17 protein-coding genes are annotated in these 17,666 nt (G+C 69.6%); 13 read left to right on the forward strand and 4 right to left on the reverse strand.

The window, feature by feature from the left end; all coding sequences use genetic code 11:
- Positions 1 to 17: 17 nt before the first annotated feature.
- On the forward strand, positions 18 to 578 hold the full coding sequence (locus WBN91_RS07145) for a hypothetical protein (protein ID WP_337723455.1): 561 nt from the start codon (positions 18 to 20) through the stop codon (positions 576 to 578).
- 36 nt (positions 579 to 614) lie between these two features.
- On the opposite strand, the gene WBN91_RS07150 is transcribed toward WBN91_RS07145, so the two are convergent.
- Entirely contained in the window at positions 615 to 1,235 is a 621-nt protein-coding gene (locus WBN91_RS07150) for an SIMPL domain-containing protein (protein WP_337723454.1), read from the reverse strand.
- Between the two features lie 132 nt (positions 1,236 to 1,367).
- Between WBN91_RS07150 and WBN91_RS07155 the strand changes: the two genes are divergently transcribed.
- The 7 genes from WBN91_RS07155 to WBN91_RS07185 all read left to right on the forward strand — a co-directional run bounded on the left by WBN91_RS07155 (position 1,368) and on the right by WBN91_RS07185 (position 9,283).
- The gene (locus WBN91_RS07155; RefSeq protein WP_337723453.1) at positions 1,368 to 2,561 is read left to right on the forward strand and encodes an ATP-binding protein; all 1,194 of its coding nucleotides are present in this window, start codon (positions 1,368 to 1,370) and stop codon (positions 2,559 to 2,561) included.
- Between the two features lie 222 nt (positions 2,562 to 2,783).
- On the forward strand, positions 2,784 to 2,930 hold the full coding sequence (locus tag WBN91_RS07160) for a hypothetical protein (RefSeq protein WP_170199033.1): 147 nt from the start codon (positions 2,784 to 2,786) through the stop codon (positions 2,928 to 2,930).
- A gap of 444 nt (positions 2,931 to 3,374) precedes the next feature.
- Complete coding sequence (locus WBN91_RS07165; protein WP_337723452.1) at positions 3,375 to 3,749, forward strand: NTP pyrophosphohydrolase; 375 nt, start codon at positions 3,375 to 3,377, stop codon at positions 3,747 to 3,749.
- Positions 3,750 to 3,892: 143 nt separating this feature from the next.
- Complete coding sequence (locus WBN91_RS07170) at positions 3,893 to 5,722, forward strand: NHL domain-containing thioredoxin family protein (RefSeq protein WP_337723451.1); 1,830 nt, start codon at positions 3,893 to 3,895, stop codon at positions 5,720 to 5,722.
- Between the two features lie 21 nt (positions 5,723 to 5,743).
- Positions 5,744 to 6,064, forward strand: a complete 321-nt coding sequence (locus tag WBN91_RS07175; protein WP_337723450.1) for a GroES family chaperonin — start codon at positions 5,744 to 5,746, stop codon at positions 6,062 to 6,064.
- A 651-nt stretch (positions 6,065 to 6,715) separates the two neighbouring features.
- Complete coding sequence (locus WBN91_RS07180; protein WP_337723530.1) at positions 6,716 to 8,449, forward strand: VanW family protein; 1,734 nt, start codon at positions 6,716 to 6,718, stop codon at positions 8,447 to 8,449.
- Positions 8,450 to 8,479: 30 nt separating this feature from the next.
- A complete protein-coding gene (locus WBN91_RS07185) occupies positions 8,480 to 9,283 on the forward strand; it encodes a DUF1206 domain-containing protein (RefSeq protein ID WP_337723449.1) in 804 nt (267 codons plus the stop codon).
- A gap of 51 nt (positions 9,284 to 9,334) precedes the next feature.
- On the opposite strand, the gene WBN91_RS07190 is transcribed toward WBN91_RS07185, so the two are convergent.
- From WBN91_RS07190 to WBN91_RS07200, 3 genes are all read right to left on the reverse strand, one after another.
- The gene (locus WBN91_RS07190; RefSeq protein WP_337723448.1) at positions 9,335 to 9,955 is read right to left on the reverse strand and encodes a hypothetical protein; all 621 of its coding nucleotides are present in this window, start codon (positions 9,953 to 9,955) and stop codon (positions 9,335 to 9,337) included.
- Positions 9,956 to 10,202: 247 nt separating this feature from the next.
- Positions 10,203 to 12,041, reverse strand: a complete 1,839-nt coding sequence (locus WBN91_RS07195) for an acyl-CoA dehydrogenase (RefSeq protein ID WP_337723447.1) — start codon at positions 12,039 to 12,041, stop codon at positions 10,203 to 10,205.
- A 116-nt stretch (positions 12,042 to 12,157) separates the two neighbouring features.
- The gene (locus WBN91_RS07200; protein ID WP_337723446.1) at positions 12,158 to 12,859 is read right to left on the reverse strand and encodes a response regulator transcription factor; all 702 of its coding nucleotides are present in this window, start codon (positions 12,857 to 12,859) and stop codon (positions 12,158 to 12,160) included.
- Between the two features lie 240 nt (positions 12,860 to 13,099).
- Here WBN91_RS07200 and WBN91_RS07205 point away from each other — a divergent pair, with 240 nt between their 5' ends.
- From WBN91_RS07205 to fxsT, 5 genes are all read left to right on the forward strand, one after another.
- Positions 13,100 to 14,608, forward strand: a complete 1,509-nt coding sequence (locus WBN91_RS07205; RefSeq protein ID WP_337723445.1) for a sodium:solute symporter family protein — start codon at positions 13,100 to 13,102, stop codon at positions 14,606 to 14,608.
- Between the two features lie 96 nt (positions 14,609 to 14,704).
- The gene (locus WBN91_RS07210) at positions 14,705 to 15,073 is read left to right on the forward strand and encodes a hypothetical protein (protein ID WP_337723444.1); all 369 of its coding nucleotides are present in this window, start codon (positions 14,705 to 14,707) and stop codon (positions 15,071 to 15,073) included.
- Positions 15,074 to 15,084: 11 nt separating this feature from the next.
- On the forward strand, positions 15,085 to 15,540 hold the full coding sequence (locus WBN91_RS07215; protein WP_337723443.1) for a MarR family winged helix-turn-helix transcriptional regulator: 456 nt from the start codon (positions 15,085 to 15,087) through the stop codon (positions 15,538 to 15,540).
- Entirely contained in the window at positions 15,537 to 15,974 is a 438-nt protein-coding gene (locus WBN91_RS07220) for a DUF5313 family protein (RefSeq protein ID WP_337723442.1), read from the forward strand. Before WBN91_RS07215 ends, WBN91_RS07220 begins: the two co-directional genes overlap by 4 nt.
- A 134-nt stretch (positions 15,975 to 16,108) precedes the next feature.
- Positions 16,109 to 17,666: FxSxx-COOH system tetratricopeptide repeat protein (gene fxsT / locus WBN91_RS07225; protein WP_337729367.1), on the forward strand; the 1,558-nt coding region annotated here is incomplete at its 3' end.

Raw genomic sequence — 17,666 nt, forward strand, 5'->3', positions numbered from 1 at the left:
ACGTATTCTCACGTGCCGTGACGAACAACCAGCCGGAGCGCGGTCGGCTCAAGGACAGCGCGGCGATGATCAGTGCGATCGCGGCCCTGATCACGGCGCTGGTCGGCCTGGGCGCCTTCTTCATCGGCAAGGGCACGTCGGAATCGCCCGCGGCGGCCACGACCGTGACGGTGGTGTCCACTGCGGGTGCGGCGGCGGGCACCACCGAGCCGACCGGCTCGGTGGCCGCGCCGAAGGTGCTCCCCGAGGGCGTGCAGCTGGACGAGGAGGTCGTGTTCGGCCAGTGGAACCTCGACTTCGTGCCGCCCAAGCAGGTCGCGTCGCAGAACGTGCAGGCCCTGGCCGGCCGGATGCTCTACGTCAACGGCGACCACGTGCTGGCCGAGTGGACCAAGCCCGCGCAGCCGGGCAAGGCGGAGTGCGCCGACCAGGTCTCGGCCACCGGCTTCAACCAGGTCGACAAGCTGGTCAAGGGCAGCGTCGTGTGCGGGCGGACGCCGGAGGGGCGGATCTTCCGGCTGGACGTGCTCAGTTCCGGGAGCGAGATCCGCGTCCACGCGGTGGTGTGGCAGAAGTAGCCGGCCCAGCAGCAGTAGCTAGTCCAGCAGCTGTAGCTAGTCCAGCAGCGACCAGGTCGCGGTGCACCGGACGGTCACCGTGATCTCCTGCGCCTCCAGGTTGAGCTGGTCCATCTGCGGCGGCACGCCCGGTGCGCCGCCGTACGCCGCCGCGGCCCGCATCCCTTCCGCCGCCCACATCTCGCTGTCCCCGTCGGCCAGGCGCAGCAGCGTCCCCAGCCGCGCGCCCAGCGCCTCGGCGTACCCCTCGGCCCGTCGCCGGGCGTCCAGGACGGCTTCCCGCTGCGCCTCGCGCACGGCCTCGGCGTCCGCCGCCAGCTGCCACGACGGGCCGTTGAGCCACGTCGGTTCGGCGGCCACCAGCGCGCCCAGCAGGTCGTCGAGCTGACCGAGGTCGTCCACGCGCAGCGTGTAGGACTGCGCCGCCCGGCTGCCCGACCGGCGCCGGCCGTTCCAGTTGTCGTGCACGTTGAGCTGCCGCGACCGCACCTCGACACCCGGCCGCGCGAGCAGCGGCTCGACCGACGCCACGCGCCGGGTGAGCAGGTCGACCGCCTCCGTGCGGGTCGCGCCGGAGGTCTCGAAGTTCACCTGCACCTCGGCGCGGTCGGCGGTGCGCTCGACCTTGCCGGTGCCCTTGGTCACGACTTCAGCCACGTCGCCCAGCCAACCCGCATGCCGGATCATGCGCAACGATAAGACGATCTAGCTCAAACACTAGAGAGATCAATACAGCACGACACGCGCCGAGTATTGGATCGGCCGTAGACAGCTCGATACCGTCCGAGGATGGACCCGGTCCGCAACCCGTTCGCCCCCGGCGCGGGGCAGCGCCCGCCCGAGCTGGCGGGGCGGGACAAGGAGCTGAGCGCGTTCGACGTGGTCCTGGAACGGGTCGCGCGCGGCCGTCCGGAGCGCAGTCTCGTGCTCACCGGGCTGCGCGGGGTCGGCAAGACCGTGCTGCTGGGCGAGCTGCGGTCGATGGCGCTCAAGCGCGGGTGGGGCGCGGGCAAGATCGAGGCGCGACCCGAGGCGGGGCTGCGGCGACCGCTGTCCGCCGCGCTGCACCGGGCCATCCGCGACCTGGCCGTGCGGCACCGCGCGCCCGACCGCGTCGAGGCGGTGCTGGGCGTGCTCAAGGCGTTCGCGCTCAAGGCCAACCCCGAGGACGCCAAGCTGCGCGACCGGTGGCAGCCGGGCATCGACGTGCTCGCCGCGCAGGGCCGGGCCGACTCCGGGGACATCGAGATCGACCTGGTGGAGCTGTTCACCGAGGTCGCCGAGCTGGCGCAGGACGTGGGCACCGGGGTCGCGCTGCTCATCGACGAGATGCAGGACGTGCGGCCGGACGACGTGTCGGCGCTGTGCGCGGCGTGCCACGAGCTGTCCCAGTCCGGTGCGCCGCTGGTGGTGGTCGGGGCCGGGCTGCCGCACCTGCCGGCCGTGCTGTCGGCGTCCAAGTCGTACTCGGAGCGGCTGTTCCGGTACGTGCGGATCGACCGGCTGTCCCGGGAGGACGCGGACCGGGCGGTGCTCGCGCCGGTCGAGCGGGAGCAGGCGGGCATCCAGGACGAGGCGCTGGACGCCCTGTTCGACGCCTCCGGCGGCTACCCGTACTTCATCCAGGCCTACGGCAAGGCCGCGTGGGACGCCGCGCCGGCCGACCCGATCAGCCCGCTGGACGTCGCCGTCGCCGCGCCCGAGGCGGACGCGGAGCTGGCCGTGGGCTTCTTCGGCTCCCGGTACGAGCGGGCGACGCCGGCCGAGCGCGAGTACCTGCGCGCGATGGCGGAGCTGACCGACGGCAAGGACGCGGGCGTGAACACCGCGCAGGTCGCCGACCACCTGGGCCGCAAGCCGTCGTCGCTGTCGCCGGCGCGGGACAGCCTCATCAAGAAAGGCCTGGTCTACAGCGCGGAGCGCGGTCAGATCGCGTTCACCGTGCCGCACTTCGGCCGGTTCCTGCTGGGGCGCGAGGACTGATCTCCGGTCGCATCGGGTTCTCTAGCCGTCACGCTAGAGAGCCGGTGGCGGGCTGTCCGGTGAACTCAGGTGGCCGCCAGGCGAATCGTGGGTGCTGTACCGGTAGACACCGGCGATTCGTCGGCGTGTGCCCCAACTCACCGGACAATCGGGTGCATCGCGGGCTCCGAGGGTGCATACTTGAGGCACACACCGAGAAGAACTTTGAGAGGGATGAACCCCGTGAACTTCACTGCGAAGCTCCGCGCTCGTCGTGTCGAGGCTCGCAACCGCAAGGCCGTCGCCCGCGCGATCGACCAGGCCCCGACTCCGGCCATGCGCCACGAGCTGATGGCGATCGCCCAGGCCCAGGTGACCACCCTCCGCTGAACCGCCCTCCGCGCGTGACGGCCACCCGACCTCGACACCGGGTGCACGCCCCGTCGTCCCGCGCGATCGGCGAAGGGGGAAACGCCGAAGGCCCTGCCGCACCTCCCGCGCGGCAGGGCCTTCGGCTATCTTGAGGGTGACGAAACGTGATCTGAGTCACACCCTGGAGAGGGTGTAACAGACCACTATCGTGTCTCGATGTTCAAGGTGACCCCGCGGTGCTGTCGGACCCCCGACCTGGCAGCACCGCGGGGTTTCCCATGTCCCCCGACCAGGTGCCCGGACTACTTGGACGTGGCCGAACCGGTCCAGGTGTCGTCCTGTCTGCGGGCGCGCCGGATCATCACTGCTTCCCCCTGGATGTGTCTTGTCCCCCTTGGACACCACCTATGGTGCCACCGGGGTACGACAATTCCCCGTGGGTTTTCCTGAGAGCATGGGCCGATGCCCCTCCCGCTGCTCGTGGTGGACGCGGCCAACGTCGTGGGCTCAGTCCCAGACGGCTGGTGGCACGACCGCGCGGGCGCAGCCACCCGCCTGCGCGACTCCCTGGCCCAGGTAGCCGAACACGGCCTACCGCCCTTCCACGACGGCCCCTTGGACGTGGTCCTGGTCGTCGAGGGCAAGGCCCGTCACGTGGAATCCAGCCCGGCGGTCCGCGTGGTGGCAGCCGACGGCTCAGGCGACGACAAGATCGTGGAAGTACTCCGCACCGACCCCGAAGACCGCCCCCGAGCAGTGGTCACAGCCGACCGCGAACTACGCCGCCGCGTGACCGAACTGGGCGCCGAGGTCCTGGGCCCAAGATCGGTTCGGTGATCCGCAGTCCGGTGTCGGCGCCTCAGCTTCGCCACGTGCTGAAGTCCCGCCGGCAAGCCTTTGCGAACCCGGGACAACCGTGTCCCTGGTCCACATGGTGGGCGTTGAAATAGGCCGCCCTTGACATCGTGTTCACTTCGGACGTGACGACTGCTCAGCGCCGCCGTGCCCGTGTTCGTGCTCCCGAGTTGGTGGGGCGTGGCTGGCTCAACACCGGTGGCAAGGACGTCAAGCTCGCTGATCTGCGTGGCAAGGTCGTCCTGCTCGATTTCTGGACCTTCTGCTGCATCAACTGCCTCCACGTCCTGGACGAACTGCGCCCGCTGGAGGCCGAGTTCGCCGACGTCCTGGTGACCGTCGGTGTCCACTCGCCGAAGTTCGTGCACGAAGCGGACCCCGAGGCGCTCAAGGCAGCCGTCGAGCGGTACGACGTGCACCACCCCGTGTTGGACGACCCCGAGCTGACCACCTGGCAGAACTACGCCGTCAAGGCGTGGCCGACGCTGGTCGTCGTGGACCCCGAGGGGTACGTGGTGCATGTCGCGGCCGGTGAAGGGCACGTGGACGCACTGCGCACCGTCGTCCAAGAGCTCATCGCCGAGCACGAAGCCAAGGGCACGCTCCACCGCGGTGACGGTCCGTACGTCCCGCCGGCCCTGGCCGACACGACCCTGCGCTTCCCCGCCAAGGCGATCGTCACCCCCGCCGGCACCCTGCTGGTCAGCGACTCCGCCCACCACAGCCTGGTCGAGCTCGAACCCGACGGCGAGACCGTCATCCGCCGCATCGGCACCGGCGAACGCGGCCGGGCGGACGGCCTCACCCCCACCTTCTCCGAGCCCGCCGGCCTGGCTCAGCTGCCAGAGGACGTCGCACAGCGGGTCGGCTACCACGTCGTCGTCGCCGACACCGTCAACCACCTGCTCCGCGGCCTGAACCTCGACACCGGCGAGGTCACCACGGTGGCCGGCACCGGTGAGCAGTGGCGGGACGGCGACACCGACGGGCCGGCCGACGTCATCCATCTCACCAGCCCGTGGGACGTGGCCTGGTGGGAGCCCGCCGGGGGAGTCGCCATCGCGCTCGCCGGCAACCACACCCTCGGCCTGTTCAAGCCCGTCGAACAGCGCCTGGAGCGCCTCGCGGGCACCACGGTCGAAGGCCTGAGCGACGCCCCGCTGAAGGAAGCCTTCTTCGCCCAGACCTCCGGACTGGCGGCCCAGGGCGACCGGCTGTGGCTGGTCGACTCCGAGACCTCCGCCCTGCGCTACCTGGAGGACGGCCAGGTCAAGACCGTCGTCGGCAAGGGCCTGTTCGACTTCGGCCACCGCGACGGCGCCGCCGACCAGGCCCTGCTCCAGCACCCGCTGGGCGTCGCCGTCCTGCCCGACGGCTCGGTCGCGGTCGCGGACACCTACAACGGTGCGGTCCGCCGCTACGACCCCGTCACCGGCGAGGTGTCCACGCTGGCCACGGACATCGCCGAGCCCAGCGACGTGCTGTTCGTCGACGGCGAGCTGGTCGTGGTCGCCTCCGCCGCCCACCGGCTGGAACGGCCCGTCGCGCCCGGCACGAAGGTCCTCGGGGAGGCCCACCGGGTCAAGCGCCCGTCCACGGTCATCGCGCCCGGTGAGCTGGAGCTGTCGGTCGTGTTCACCCCGCCCACCGGCCAGAAGCTGGACGACCGCTACGGCCCGTCGACCCGCCTGGAGATCACCAGCTCACCACCGGAGCTGCTGGTCGAGGGCGCGGGCGTGGGTACCGACCTCAAGCGGACGCTGCGCATCGCGGAGGGCTTCACCGACGGTGTCCTGCACGTCGTCGCACAGGCCGCGAGCTGCACGGACGACCCCGCCGTCGAGCACCCGGTCTGCAAGCTCACCCGCCAGGACTGGGGTGTGCCGGTGCGCATCGGTGCGGACGGCCCGAACCGACTGCCCCTCGTGATGGGCGGTCTGGACGAGGACGTCTGAAGCGCCACGTAGACTCATCGGGTGTCCGATGTCAAGCTTGAGATCCAGATGCTGCACGACCGCGTCATGGTGCGGATCTCCCCGGAGGACGGCGAGCGCCGCAGCAGCGGCGGCATCCTGATCCCGGCGACCGCGCAGATGGCCAAGCGTCTGGCCTGGGGCGAGGTGCTCGGGGTCGGCACGAACGTGCGGCACGTCAAGGTCGGCGACCGGGTCCTGTTCAACCCGGACGAGCAGTTCGAGGTCGAGGTGCAGGGCGCGACCTACCTGGTGATGCGCGAGCGCGACGTGCACGCGACCGCCACCGAGCGGTCGGACCACGGAACGGGCCTTTACCTCTAGAACAGCCCGACCGTGATCACCGTGTGACGGCGGTCGGGTAAGCAGTCCCAGGACCTTGCGCGAGAGGCAAGAGGGGGAGCGGTGCCGGAGAACCAACGACCGGAGTACGACGCTGAGCGGACCACGGCGTTCCAGCCGGTCCGCCCGTCGGGCACCGGTTCGGAGCACGCTCGGAACGGCTCCGGCGAGGCGCAGTGGCCCCGGGAAGAGGACGCCTGGCCGCAGGAGGAGCCCGACGAGTCGGCGGAGCGGACCGCGGGGGACCGGACCACGGAGGACCGGGCCGCGCGGGATGCCACGCCCTCCGAAGCGACCCAGTACATCGACAGCGGCAACCTCCAGGCCCCCGCCGGCGTCACCCAGGATGTGCCCAGCCCTCACCCCGACGAGGTCACCCGCAAGCTGACCCCGCCCGCCGACGAGACGACCCAGGCGTTCGACCACGGCCGTCCAGCCGAGGACCCTCGCGCGTTCGACGAGACCCGTGCGTTCGACGAGACCCGTGCGTTCGACGAGACCCGCGCGTTCGACCACGGCCGGTCCTTCGACGAGACCCGGTCCTTCGACGGTCCCCGCAACCCGTCGCCGTCCGAGCAGACCACCGTGTTCGCCACCCCGGTCGGCGAGCCGGAAGCCACCGTCCTCGGCCCGATGATGGTCGACGAGGACACCGCCGCCGACGAGGCCGACCAGCGCCGCAAGTCGCGCAAGAAGATCGCGCTCGTCGCGGGCGGTGTGTTCGGCCTGCTCGTCCTCCTCTACGGCCTGGACATCCTGGTGTCCAGCGGCAACGTCCCGCGCGGCGTGACGGTCGCGGGCGTGGACGTGGGCGGCATGAGCCACCCGGACGCGGAGAAGAAGCTGCGCGCCGAGATCGGTCCCCGCCTGGAGAAGCCGGTCAAGGCCCGCGCCGGCGACGTCGACACCGAGGTGGACCCCAAGGCGTCCGGCCTGGAGCTGGACTGGGCGGCCACCCTGGACCGGGCGGGCGACCAGCCGCTGTCCCCGATCACCCGCGTCACCTCGTTCTTCACCTCCCGCGAGGTCGGCTTCGCCACCCGCAGCGATCAGGTCAAGCTGTCCAACGCGGTAGAGGCCCTGCGCGCGAAGACCGACCACGAGCCGGCCGAGGGCACCATCAAGTTCGAGGGCGCCACCCCGGTCGCCGTGGAACCCAAGCAGGGCCAGAAGCTGGACGTCGACGCCGCCCGCGAGAAGCTGCTCGCCGACTGGGCCGTCGGCGGCACGGTCGAGCTGCCCGTCGCGACCACCCCGGTGAAGACGACCAAGGAAGGCGTCCAGAAGGCGCTCGACGAGGTCGCCAAGCCCGCCGTCGCGTCACCCGTGGTCGTCAAGGGCGAGGGCAAGGACGCCACGCTCACGCCCGAGCAGCTCGGCGCCACCCTGGTCTTCGAGCCCGGCGAGGGCGGCGGCCTGAACGCCAAGGTCGACCCGAACAAGGTCGTCGAGGCCGCCGGCCCGCAGCTCAAGGAGACCGAGACCGAGGGCAAGGACGCGGAGATCGTCTTCGAGGGCGGCCGGCCCACCGTCAAGGAGTCGGTCGACGGGCTGACCATCGACTGGGAGAAGTCGCTGGCCACGTTCATGGACGTGCTCAAGCGCGCCGACCAGCGCGAGGTCAAGGCGGAGTACAAGAAGACGCCCGCCAAGGTGACCACCGAGCAGGCCAACAAGATGGGCATCAAGGAGGTCATCGGCGAGTTCCAGACCGGTGGCTTCGCGGCCGACTCGGGCGTGAACATCCGCGTGGTGGCGCAGAAGGTCAACGGCGCGATCGTGAAGCCGGGCGAGACGTTCTCGCTCAACGGCTACACCGGTCCCCGCGGCACCGCCCAGGGCTACGTCGAGGCGGGCATCATCGAGAACGGCGCCCCCGGCCGCGCGGTCGGCGGCGGCATCTCGCAGTTCGCGACCACGCTCTACAACGCGGCGTACCACGCGGGCATGAAGGACGCCGGGCACAAGGAGCACAGCTACTGGATCTCCCGCTACCCGGCGGGGCGCGAGGCCACGGTGTTCATGGACGGCGCGGGCAACAGCCTGATCGACATCAAGTTCACCAACCCCGACGACACCGGCGTCGCGATCCAGACCATCTGGACGCCGTCGTCGCTCAAGATCGTGCTGTGGGGGACGAAGAACTACGACGTCAGCGGCTCGACCAGTGAGCGGACGAACTTCACCGAGCCGCAGGAGATCAAGAAGAACACCCAGCCGTGCGTGCCCAGCAACGGCTCGCAGGGCTTCACGGTCACCGACACGCGGACCATCACGGACCGCCGCACCGGCCAGACCCGCTCCGAATCGCGCACGGTCCGCTACGACCCGTCACCCAAGATCGTGTGCGAGGCACCCCCGGCTTAGGGCTGGTCACGAACGGGTAGTCACCCGTTCGTGAGCGCACAAGAGGTGAGACGCAACCCGGTCGTGCAGCTCCTCGGCCGGGCGGGAATGGTCTGCTACGGGGTGGTCCACGTCCTGCTGGCCGTGTTGACCGCGCAGGTGGTGCTCGGCGACTCCGGCGAGCAGACGGACCAGAAGGGCGCCGTGGCGGCGATCGCCGAGACGTCGTTCGGGCCGGTCCTGCTGTGGGTGCTGGCGATCGGGTTGTTCGCGTTCGCGGTGTGGCAGGTGAGCATGGCGGTGTCCGGCTACCACTGGGTGTCGCCCGAGCGGAAGCGGTGGTACCGGCGGATCGGGTCGGTCGGGCGGGCGATCACCGGCGTCGTCATCGCGATCGCCGCCGTCCGGTACGCGGTCGGGTCGGGGCAGAAGAGCGCCACCGAGCAGTCCCAGACGTGGACGGCGAAGGTGTTGGCGCTGCCGCTCGGTCAGGTGCTGGTGGGTGCGGTCGCCCTCTTCGTCATCGGGCTCGGGGTGGCGGTGGCGCGCAAGGGTGTGAAGAAGTCCTTCGAGGACGACCTCAACATGTCCGAGTTGCCGTCCGGGACGCAGCAGTGGGTCGAGCGGCTGGGTCGGATCGGCTGGATCGGCAAGGGCACCGCCTACGGGCTGATCGGCATCCTGGTCGGGTTCGCGGCGATCGAGGCCGACCCGTCGGAGTCCGGCGGCCTGGACAAGGCCCTGCACACCCTCGCCGCCCAGCCCTACGGCGTGTTCCTGCTGGCCGTCATCGCCCTGGGGTTCCTCGGCTTCGGCGTCTACTGCTTCGCCGCCGCCCGCGCGCACAAGGGCTGACACGCCGCGAGGGCTGAGGACACCCCTCAGCCCTCAGCCCTCGCGCGCGGGTCAGCGGACGTAGCCGCCCTTCTTCCAGTCGAACTTCACCAGTCCGGGGTGGCTGCTCCACTCGTCGGTGACCTTGATGAAGTTGTCCAGCCGGACGTTGCGGCTCTTGGCCTTCGGGTTCTTCTTCTGGTGGTACACGGTGAACTTGATCGCCAGCGTGATGGTGCGCAGGGACAGCGGCGCGACTGGCAGCAGCGGCACGTTGACGGCCTTCTGGGTCAGCTTCACGACTCCCTTGTAGTGGGCCGACGAACCCGACTTGCTGTTCGCGCCCACGCCTTCCAGCCGGATGTCGATGCCCTGGAGTTCGAACGCGAGCGCGTCGCCGGGCGCGGTCGTGGTGGGTGCGCTGGTGAAGGCCGCCCACTGGCCCGGGTTTTGGTTGCCGCACGGGCGGACGCGGTACGGGACGGACGCCGCCGTGGTCGGCTTGACCTTGCCGCTGGGGTCGACCAGCTGGACCAGGCCGACCAGCACGACGTCCTTGCACGTGGCGGACTTCTTGGCCACCAGCTCGACTTCGGGGCCGCGGGCGCCGGTCGTGACGAGCGCGAGGCCGGCGATGACGGCCAGGGCGACGGCCACGCGGGCGGTGCGGGTTTTCAGGGCTTCGCGGATCACGGTGTTCCCTCCTGGGAAGTGTCGGACCCGTCCCACGCAAACCGTCCGAACCGCCGTCCGGCAACGGGCGACGGCCGTCCCGGACGGACTCGGACGTGCGAAAGGGCGGTCCCCCCAACGCCCTGGGGGAACCGCCCTCGGTCTTGCCGTCAGCCGATCAGAACCCGTCAGCCGATCAGAACCCGTCAGCCGATCAGAACCCGTCAGCCGATCAGAGCCCGACAGCCGATCAGAGCCCGTCAGCCGATCAGAACGCGGACTCGTCGATGTCCATCAGCGAGTTGTCGGTGTTCTCGGCGACCTTGCGGCGCGCGGACAGCTCGGGCAGCACGCTCTTCGCGAAGAAGGACGCGACCGCGACCTTGCCCTCGTAGAACGCCTTGTCCTTGGCGGACACCTGGCCGTCCAGCTTGGCCAGCGCCACCTCGGCCTGGCGCAGCAGCAGCCAGCCGACGAGCACGTCACCGGCGGTCATCAGCAGGCGGACGGTGTTCTGGCCGACCTTGTACAGGTTGCGGACGTCCTCCTGCGAGCTGGTCAGGAAGCCGATCATCGCGCCCAGGATGCCCTGGAGGTCCTCCAGGCCCTGCTTGAGCAGCGCCCGCTCCTCCTTGAGCCGGCCGTTGCCGCCCTCGTTGTCCAGGAAGGACTGGATCTCGCCGTTGAGGAAGCCCAGCGCCTGGCCCTTGTCGCGGATGATCTTCCGGAAGAAGAAGTCCAGCGACTGGATGGCGGTGGTGCCCTCGTACAGGGAGTCGATCTTGGAGTCCCGGATGTACTGCTCGATCGGGTACTCCTGGAGGAAGCCGGAGCCGCCCAGGGTCTGGAGCGACTGCGCGAGCTGCTCGTAGGCGCGCTCGGAGCCGACGCCCTTGACGATCGGCAGCAGCAGGTCGTTGACCTTCTCCGCCAGCTCCTTCTCGGCGCCGCCCAGGGCGATCCGGTCCTGGAAGGTGGCGGTGTAGAGGTACACCGCGCGCAGGCCCTCGGCGTAGGCCTTCTGGAGCATGAGCGAGCGGCGCACGTCCGGGTGGTTGGTGATGGTCACCCGGGGCGCGGTCTTGTCGGTCATGCGGGTCAGGTCGGCGCTCTGCACCCGCTCCTTGGCGTAGGCCAGGGCGTTGAGGTAGCCGGTGGACAGCGTGCCGATGGCCTTGGTGCCGACCATCATGCGGGCGTACTCGATGACCTGGAACATCTGCGCGATGCCGTCGTGCACCTCGCCCAGCAGCCAGCCCTTGGCGGGCACGCCGTGCTGGCCGAAGGTGAGCTCGCAGGTCGTGGAGACCTTGAGGCCCATCTTGTGCTCGACGTTGGTGACGAAGGCGCCGTTGCGCTCGCCGGTCGACTCGCCGGTCTGCGGGTCGAAGTGCCACTTGGGCACGAGGAACAGCGACAGGCCCTTGGTGCCGGGCTTGGCCTCGATGCCGGGGCCCTCGGGGCGGGCCAGCACCAGGTGCATGATGTTCTCGGTGAGGTCCTGGTCACCCGAGGTGATGAACCGCTTCACACCGTCGAGGTGCCACGTGCCGTCCTCTTGGAGCACGGCCTTGGTGCGGCCGGCGCCCACGTCGGAGCCGGCGTCGGGCTCGGTGAGGACCATCGTGGCGCCCCAGCCGCGCTCGATCATGATCTCGGCCCAGCGCTTCTGCTCCTCGGTGCCGTTCTTCCACACGACCGAGGCGAAGTTCGGGCCGGCCAGGTACATGTAGATGGCCGGGTTCGCGCCCAGGATCAGCTCGGAGGCCGCCCACTGGACCGACGGCGGGATGCCGAAGCCGCCCAGCTCGTTGGGCAGGGACAGGCGGTACCACTCGCCGTCCCACACCGCCTGGTAGGACTTCTTGAAGGACTCGGGCAGCGTGGCCGAGTGCGTCTTCGGGTCGAACACGGGCGGGTTGCGGTCGGCGTCGGCGAAGGACTCCGCCAGCGGGCCGACGGCCAGGTTGTTCAGCTCGGCCAGCACGCCGCGCGCCGTGTCCTCGTCGGACTGCTCGAACGGCCCCGTGCCGAGGTGGTCCTGCACGTTGAAGACCTCGAAGAGGTTGAACTCGAGGTCCCGGACGTTGCTCTTGTAGTGACCCATCTCGTCGCTCTCTCCAAACAGGTCGGGGCGGTCCCCTACTGACCGGTAACAACAGTTTATTACCTGTCAGTAACCCCGGCAAGGGCGGCCACCCGGTTGTGGCGGAGGAGACGAGATCACTTCATGTTCGAGGAGAGCAGTCCGGCCTGGTAGGCCAGCGACACGGCGTGCGTCCGATCCCGGGCCCTGAGCTTGCGCAGGATGTTCTTCACGTGCGTGCGGACGGTCTCCACCGACACGTACAGCTCGTTGGCCACCGCCTGGTTCTCCAGCCCGTCGGCGATCAACTGGAGCACTTCGTACTCCCGACGCGACAGCGCCCGGCGCGACCCCGCCTCGGCGGTCGGCGTGAACCCCGCCGCCAGCGGCGCGAGTGTCGGGTCCACGTACATGCGCTCCTGGTACCCGCGCACGATCGCCTGGAGCACCTCGCCCACCTCGCCGCCGCGCGGCACCAGCCCGCGCACGCCCGCCGCCAGCGCGCCCCGGACGAACTTGGCGGTCCGGTGCGGCTCGCGGACCAACGAGATCACCACCAGTTGCGGGTCGTTGCCGGTGAGCAGGGTCGCCAGGTGGCCCTGCGGGTCGAGCACCGAGTCGACGAGCAGCACGTCGGGCCTCAGCTGCTCTTGGAGCCGCACGGCCGTGTGCAGGTGGCCGGTGGACCCGAGCCATCGCAGGCCCGGCGTCCGGCGCACGACGGCCGACAGGCCCTCGCGGAACAGCGGGATGGGGTCGACCAGGGCGATGCCCGGTCCCGGGGCAGGGCGAGCCGCGCCCGCCTGGGGGAGCGGACGGCCGTTGACACCGGTGCGCATGTACATGGGAGTCGTTCGCGCCGGGGACGTGACGGGGTTTCGCGAAATAAAACTGTCCGTATGACCAGGTCACGTACGTGAACAAGGGTCACAAATGTGAGTCAGTTCCCCGCTGTGGGCTTCCGCACAGCGCAACGGCTCCGTAAGACGTACGTCACACAACCCGCACGTGGGACGCCGCGCACCACCGCCGCCCGCTCTGTCGCGCTGCCGCCCGCCGAGGACGTTCAGGGAGGTTCGATGGGCACCCTCGACTGGCTGGTCGTAGGTGGGTACTTCGTCGTGATGGTCGGCATCGGCTACTGGTCACGCGGGCGGATCAAGAACATCGCGGACTTCTTCACCGCCGGCGGCAAGATGCCGTGGTGGCTGTCCGGCATCTCGCACCACATGTCCGGCTACAGCGCCGTCATGTTCGTGGCCTTCGCCGCCGAGGCCTACCGGCTCGGGCTCACCGTCTACATCTGGTGGGCGCTGACCATCGGCGTCGGCGTGGGCATCGGCGCGTTCCTGTGGGCCGGCGCGTGGAACCGGCTGCGCTCGCGGCACGGCGTCAAGTCGCCGCTGGAGTACCTGGCCCGCCGGTACAACGTGCCGACGCAGCAGCTCATGGCGTGGGCCGGGGCGGCGCTGAAGGTCGTGGACATCGCGGCCAAGTGGGTCGCGGTCGCGTTGCTGCTCAACGGTTTCGCGGGCGTCGAGGTGTGGCTGGGCATCACGCTCGTCGGCCTGGTCACGATGGTGTACTCGGTCCTGGGTGGGCTGTGGGCCGACGCGCTGACCGACTTCGGGCAGTTCGTCATCCAGGGCCTGGCGGGGATCGCGATGTTCATCGCGGTGGCCGGGCACTTCGGCGGCATCTCGTTCATGTGGGAGATCTGGGACCAGCTGCCGCCGTCGCACTCCGAGCCGTTGGCGGGCCAGTACACGCTGGTGTTCTTCATGGCGCTGTTCCTGATCAAGACCCTCGAGTACAACGGCGGCATGTGGAACCTGGCGCAGCGCTACATGGCCGCGCCGTCCGGAGCCGCCGCCAAGCGGTCGGCGCTGCTGTCGTCCGTGCTGTGGCTGGTGTGGCCGCTCGTGCTGTTCTTCCCGATGTGGGCCGCGCCGCTGATCGTGCCGGGCATGGAGGCCAACGCGGAGCAGGCGTACGTCGAGATGGGCAAGGCCATGCTGCCCGCGGGCATGGTCGGGTTGGTGCTGGCCGGGTTCTTCTCGCACACGATGGCGATGGTGTCGTCGGACGCGAACGTCATCTCGGCCGTGATCACCCGGGACATGCTGCCGCGGCTGTGGAAGGGCGTGACCAGGTTGTCCGAGGCGGCGCAGTTGCAGCTGGCGCGGATCACGACGTTCGCGTTCATCGGTCTGTCGATGACGATCGCTTTGACGGCCGACACCAAGGGTTTCGTGCTCAAGGTCGTCATCGCGTTGGTGGCGGCGACGATGGGTCCCATCGCGATCCCGTTGATGCTGGGGCTGCTGCCGTGGTTCAAGCGGGTCGGGCCGACGGCGGCGATGTCGTCCGTCGTGGGCGGGCTCGGGACGTGGGCGGTGCTGTACGTGTTGCAGCAGAACAAGGTCGCGTTCGTGACGCAGGCGGTGATCGTGTCGTGGCCGCTGCTGGTGTCGCTGGTGCTGTACCTGGTGGTCGGGTTGGTCCTGCGGCCGGAACCGTCGGCTGACCGGGCGGAGCTGGTGGACTCCCTGCAAAGCGACGCCGAACCGGACGCCGTTCGCGCGTGACGTTCCGTGGTCCCGTCCCTCGTCCGTGGGGGACGGGACCACACTTGTGGGCAGTCTCATGCGGTTTGTCCGGCTTGCCACCCCCACAGTGGAGGCATGTGGCAGCCGCGGGACGAGGTCGAGTCGGACGCCGGGTGGCGGCTGTGGTTGGCGCTGAGCACTCGCGTGTGGCCGGACGAGTCGTGGGACGGGAAGCCGTCGGCGGCGGTGGCCGGGTTGCTGGAGATCGCGTGGGAGTGCGCGTCGCTGCGGTCGTCCTTCCCGGGTGACGCCCCCGTGCTGCGCTTGGTCGACTCGGTGGTGTTCGTGCTGAGCCTGCCGCTGGAGTTGTGGCGCGACGACCACGTGCCCGTGGACGCCGATCGTGCGGCGTTGCTGCACAGCGACCTGGCCGGCGTGGTCGAGCACTTCGCGGAGGTGCGGGCGGTGCTGGCCGAGGGCGGGGGTTGGGCCGAACTCGTGTAGCGTGTGTACTAATGATTAGTGCACAAACTTTCGAGGACGACCCGCTGGCCCTGGAACGGCAGGTCTGCTTCGCCCTGTCCATCGCGTCCAGGAACGTGGTCGCCCTCTACCGGCCACTGCTGGAACCGATGAACCTCACCCACCCCCAGTACCTGGTGATGCTGGCCCTGTGGGGCAAGGCACCCCTGTCGGTGAAGGCACTGGCCAGGATGCTCTCCCTCGAGCCCGCCACCCTCTCCCCGCTGCTCAAGCGGTTGGAATCAATCGGCTACCTCAACCGCACCCGAGACACCGCCGACGAACGCCAGCTGGCAGTCACCCTGACGGAAACCGGCGCCGCGCTACGCGAAGAGGCCCTGAAGATCCCCCCGGCCGTGGTGGAACGCCTGGGCATGACGCTAGAAGAGCTGGAAGTCCTGCACAAAGCCCTAACTCGCGTCATCGCCGCGACGGAGCGAACCCCATGAATGTCGTACCCCAGTGGGACAATGGAGACGGGGGCCGGAGGCCGCCGGTCTACTTGCGCGCTTGGTACCTACTAGGCGGCCGTCTCCCCATCCGCCACCGCGAGTGGGTCTTCCACCAGGCCACCAAGCCGACTTGGCTGGCCTGGTTCGTGGTCCGCGCCTTCCTCCAGGTCCTGCCTCTCACGGTCCTGATCACCCTAGGCCTGGTGTGGGTCTTGAACTCCCCACTCCCCCTAGCCATCGCCTGCGGCTCCCTGGGCTTGGTCGTCGGCGTGTACTTCGCGGTGTCCTACGCAATCGAAAGCACCGACCACCGCATGACCAAGTACGGCTACCCCCGCGCCTCAGCCAGCACATACCGCAAGGACCGCGCCACAGAAACAGACCGCGAGCGCCAACGCCGCTACGACGCCGCCTGGCGCTCGACCAACTGACCCCAGCCCTCTGGCCGTCCTTCGAATGCCCGTTTTCCGCAATAGTCGTGGTTACTTCAGGCTGTCGGTATCGATCCGGGTCCGGTCTGGGGGTGTCTGCTGGCGCGGTGGGGGCGGCGGTCGATAGTGGCGTCATGGCGTCGCGTCAGGTGAAGATCAACGCGGTGGTTGTCGTGCTGGTGAGTGCGGCGATTGGTGTGGTCACCAACTACGCGTCTGACGAGATCCCGTCGTGGTTCAAGGATCAGGCACGGGTGTGGCTGGTCTTCGGTCTGCTCGTGGCGGTGGCTGTGGCCGTCCAGCTGTTCGTGTCGCGTGAGACTCCCGAGCGGTCTGCCCTGGTGGGGAGTGGGCGGGTGTGGAACGTGCCGGGCCGCAATCCGCACTTCACCGGTCGTGACCGGGATCTGCGTGCGCTGCGTCGGCTGGTGCGGGCGCGTTCGCGGGTGGCGGTGCACGCGGTGCGCGGGATGGGCGGGGTCGGCAAGACGCAGTTGGTGTTGGAGTTCTGCCACCGCCACGGCAACGGCTGGAACGTGGTGTGGTGGATCGCCGCGGAGAACCCAGCGCTGATCCCTCAGCAACTGCGTGAGCTCGGGCGTGCGTTGAAGCTGGAACTACCCGACGACGTCACCGAGGCGGCCCGGGTGGTGGTGGCGCACCTGTCCGGCGTGCGACGGTGGCTGCTGGTGTTCGACAACGCCGAGTCGGTCGCCGACCTGCACCCCTTCCTACCGTCGAGCACCACGGGCCGAGTGCTGGTGACAACCCGACGCGCCGGGTTCGACGCCCTGGGCGGGGTACTGGACCTGGACACGATGGCGCGACGCGAGTCCCTCGCCCTGCTGGCCACACGCGCACCCGCCCTCAACCCGGACCAGGCCGACCGGCTGGCGGACCTGCTGGGCGACCTGCCACTGGCGTTGGAACAAGCCGCCGCCTACCTCACCCAAACCCGGATGCCGCCGCACGAGTACCTCGACCTGCTGCACACCGACCCCGACGGCCTGGCCGACAAGGGCGAAGACGCCCACCGACGCAGCGCGGACCGGTCCCTGCACACCCTGTGGACCCTCAGCCTCCAACGCCTGGACGAACAACACCCCGAGGCGGCACAACTGCTGGCCATCTGCGCCCACCTGGCACCAGAGGCCATCCCCCTGGACCTGTTCACCGCCAACAACACCGACTTACCCGAACCCCTGAGCACCCACGCGGCCACCCCAGCCGCCCTCAGTCACGTGGTCGGCATCCTGACCGACTACTCCCTGCTCAAACGCGACGACAACACCATCACCATCCACCGCCTGGTCCAACTCGCAACACGCCGCCACACCACCCCGCACACACCCGAGGACGAAACCGAACACCACCCGTTGGCCTGGACGATCACTGTCCTGGCCACACACCTACCCACGGGGAAGTATCAAGATCCGGGGGCGTGGCCCCGGTGGCGGGAACTCCTGCCACACGTACTCGCCGCCCTGGACCACCACAGGGCCGGCCTCGTTCCCGATGCCGCCTCATGGCTGCTCGACCGAACCGGGACCTACCTTCAGACCGCGGGCATGGCCGGCCAAGCGCGGCCGTTGGCCGAGCGCGCGCTGGCCATCAGCGAAGCCGCGTTCGGCCCCGACCACCCGAGCGTCGCCGGCCGCCTGAGCAACCTCGCCCTCATGCTGAAAGATCTCG

The sequence above is a fragment of the Saccharothrix sp. CCNWYY140 genome (assembly GCF_037401995.1).
Classification (GTDB): domain Bacteria; phylum Actinomycetota; class Actinomycetes; order Mycobacteriales; family Pseudonocardiaceae; genus Actinosynnema.

Coding starts and splice junctions, on each gene's coding strand:
- WBN91_RS07210 (WP_337723444.1), top strand. CDS start 14,705: ATGTGGCAGCCGCGGGACGAGGTCGAGTCGGACGCCGGGTGGCGGCTG.
- WBN91_RS07195 (WP_337723447.1), bottom strand. CDS start 12,041: ATGGGTCACTACAAGAGCAACGTCCGGGACCTCGAGTTCAACCTCTTC.
- WBN91_RS07155 (WP_337723453.1), top strand. CDS start 1,368: ATGGACCCGGTCCGCAACCCGTTCGCCCCCGGCGCGGGGCAGCGCCCG.
- WBN91_RS07180 (WP_337723530.1), top strand. CDS start 6,716: ATGATGGTCGACGAGGACACCGCCGCCGACGAGGCCGACCAGCGCCGC.
- WBN91_RS07165 (WP_337723452.1), top strand. CDS start 3,375: ATGCCCCTCCCGCTGCTCGTGGTGGACGCGGCCAACGTCGTGGGCTCA.
- WBN91_RS07205 (WP_337723445.1), top strand. CDS start 13,100: ATGGGCACCCTCGACTGGCTGGTCGTAGGTGGGTACTTCGTCGTGATG.
- WBN91_RS07200 (WP_337723446.1), bottom strand. CDS start 12,859: ATGCGCACCGGTGTCAACGGCCGTCCGCTCCCCCAGGCGGGCGCGGCT.
- WBN91_RS07220 (WP_337723442.1), top strand. CDS start 15,537: ATGAATGTCGTACCCCAGTGGGACAATGGAGACGGGGGCCGGAGGCCG.
- WBN91_RS07215 (WP_337723443.1), top strand. CDS start 15,085: ATGATTAGTGCACAAACTTTCGAGGACGACCCGCTGGCCCTGGAACGG.